The following is a 2,292-nucleotide window of genomic DNA, read 5'->3' on the forward strand; positions in this document are numbered from 1 at the left end:
GCCAGGTCCCGGACGGGTCCGACGACCACCCGTTGGCGCGCGCCGGCCGCCGCCGCGAGCACCCGGTCCAACAGCGTGGCCGCGCCGACGACGAGCGCGGCCTTGTCCCGCCCCCCGAGCCGCCGTGCGGCGCCGCCCGCGCAGACCAGGGCGGCCCAGTCGGTGCTCATCCGCCGATCGCCGACATCGGCCGGTCGGGCTGGCGGAAGGCCACCTCGTCGATGCCGTGGCCGGCGTGCTTGCCCCGCACCGCGGCCTGCCACAGCTGCGCGAGCTGTTCGTCGTCGGCGCCGGCCCGCAGCGCGGTGCGCAGGTCGCTCTCCTCGCGGGCGAACAGGCAGTTGCGCACCTGGCCGTCGGCGGTCAGCCGGACCCGGTCGCAGGCCGCGCAGAACGGGGCCGACACCGAGCCGATCACGCCCACCCGGCCGGGGCCCCCGTCGACCTCGAACAGCTCGGCGGGCGCGCTGCCCCGGCCCGGCAATGGCCGCAGGGTGACCGCGGCGCCCAGCGCGGCCAGCGTCTCCCCCGCCGTCACCATCGTCGAGCGCCGCCAGCCGTGCTGGGCATCGAGCGGCATCTGCTCGATGAACCTCAGCTCGTAGCCCTCGGCGAGGGACCAGCGCAGCAGGCTCGGCGCCTCGTCGTCATTGACCCCGCGCAGGAGCACGCTGTTGACCTTCACGGGCGCCAGGCCGCTCGCGGCGGCGGCACGCAACCCGGCCAGCACGTCACCCAGGCGATCACGGCGAGTTATCTGGGCGAAGCGGACGGGGTCGAGCGTGTCCAGCGAGACGTTGACCCGATCCAGCCCGGCCGCGCGCAGCGGCGCGGCGAGACGGGCGAGGGACAGCCCGTTGGTGGTGAGGGAGAGCTTCGGCCGCGGCCGCAGCGCGGCGATCCGGCCGACCAGGTCGGCCAGCCCGGGCCGCAGGGTGGGCTCGCCGCCCGTGAGCCGAACCTCGGTGACGCCGAGCAGCCGGACCGCGACGCCGACCAGCCGCACGATCTCGTCGTCGGTCAGCATCCGCTCGGACGGCAGCCACGGCAGCCCCTCGGCCGGCATGCAGTACGTGCAGCGCAGATTGCAGCGGTCCGTCAGCGACACCCGCAGGTCGGTCGCCACCCGACCAAAGGTGTCGGCAAGGTCCACCCCCTTAGGGTATCGGCCTGACCTGCACGAATCGACCCGGCGAGATTCGGTGTGCCCGGTCACGGCCGACCGCGGGCACCAGTCCGGCCCTGACCCGGCGGGGGGCGCCGGGCCGTTGCGGCCACGCCGCGGCCCCAGCTGGGCAGGCGGGCGCCACGACGGCGCCCGAGCCTGCGAGACTTGATTCCCAGCGGTCGAGGAAACCGGCCCGCCATCGCCAGCCCGGCGACGGACGGAGCCGTGCGCGCCCGGCCGCGCGGGACCGGCGGCGCCGTTCCCGCTGACGGGACATCGGCGCGGGGAGGGGCTTGACCATGCAGGTCTTCGGGGTTGACGTCGGAGGGAGCGGCATCAAAGGCGCTCCGGTCAACGTCGAGGACGGTTCACTGGCCGCGCCTCGACACCGCATCGCGACTCCGCAACCGGCCGATCCGACCGCCGTCGCCGGCACCGTCGCCGAGGTCGTCGGCCACTTCGGCTGGACCGGGCCGGTCGGCGTCGCGCTGCCCGCCGTCGTCAAGAACGGCGTGGCGATGACGGCCGCGAACATCGACCCGGCCTGGATCGGCACGGACGCCATCGCGGTGCTCTCCGCCGCCCTCGGTGCCGCGGGCATCACCCCCACCTCGGTGCCGGCTCCCGGCGCGGCGGCGCCGGTCGCGGCGGATGTCACAACGGTCAACGACGCGGACGCGGCGGGCATCGCCGAGATGGCCTTCGGTGCCGGCCGGGACGTCGGCGGCCTGGTGATCATGACGACTTTCGGCACGGGCATCGGGACGGCGTTGTTCCTGCACGGCCAGCTCGTCCCGAACACGGAGCTCGGCCATCTGGAGATCCACGGGCACGACGCGGAGACCAGGGCCTCCGACGCGGCGCGGGAGCGGGACGACCTGTCCTGGGAGAAGTGGGCCAAGCGGGTCACCCGCTACCTGCGGACGCTCGAGGCGCTGCTCTGGCCCGATCTGATCATCATCGGCGGCGGCGTCAGCAAGAAGGCCGATCGGTTCCTCGACGAGCTCGACGTGCGCACCCGCGTGGTTCCCGCGCAGCTGCAGAACGAGGCGGGCATCGTCGGGGCGGCGCTCGCCGGCCTGTCCGACCAGGGCCGCCCGCGCCCGCCGGCCCGGGCCGCACGG

General features: G+C 75.1%; 3 protein-coding genes. 1 reads left to right on the plus strand and 2 read right to left on the minus strand.

Going from position 1 to position 2,292, the window contains the following annotated elements:
- Positions 1 to 170: NTP transferase domain-containing protein (locus tag MXD58_RS31520; protein ID WP_374616839.1), on the minus strand; the 170-nt coding region annotated here is incomplete at its 3' end.
- The gene (moaA, locus tag MXD58_RS29505) at positions 167 to 1,153 is read right to left on the minus strand and encodes a GTP 3',8-cyclase MoaA (RefSeq protein WP_248838316.1); all 987 of its coding nucleotides are present in this window, start codon (positions 1,151 to 1,153) and stop codon (positions 167 to 169) included. The genes moaA and MXD58_RS31520, both read right to left, overlap by 4 nt.
- Before the next feature lie 314 nt (positions 1,154 to 1,467).
- Between moaA and ppgK the strand changes: the two genes are divergently transcribed.
- Positions 1,468 to 2,292 (plus strand): polyphosphate--glucose phosphotransferase (gene ppgK / locus MXD58_RS29510; protein ID WP_250611422.1); only part of this gene is annotated, 825 nt, incomplete at its 3' end.

It is taken from the genome of Frankia sp. AgKG'84/4, from assembly GCF_023242965.2.
Taxonomy (GTDB): Bacteria; Actinomycetota; Actinomycetes; order Frankiales; family Frankiaceae; genus Frankia.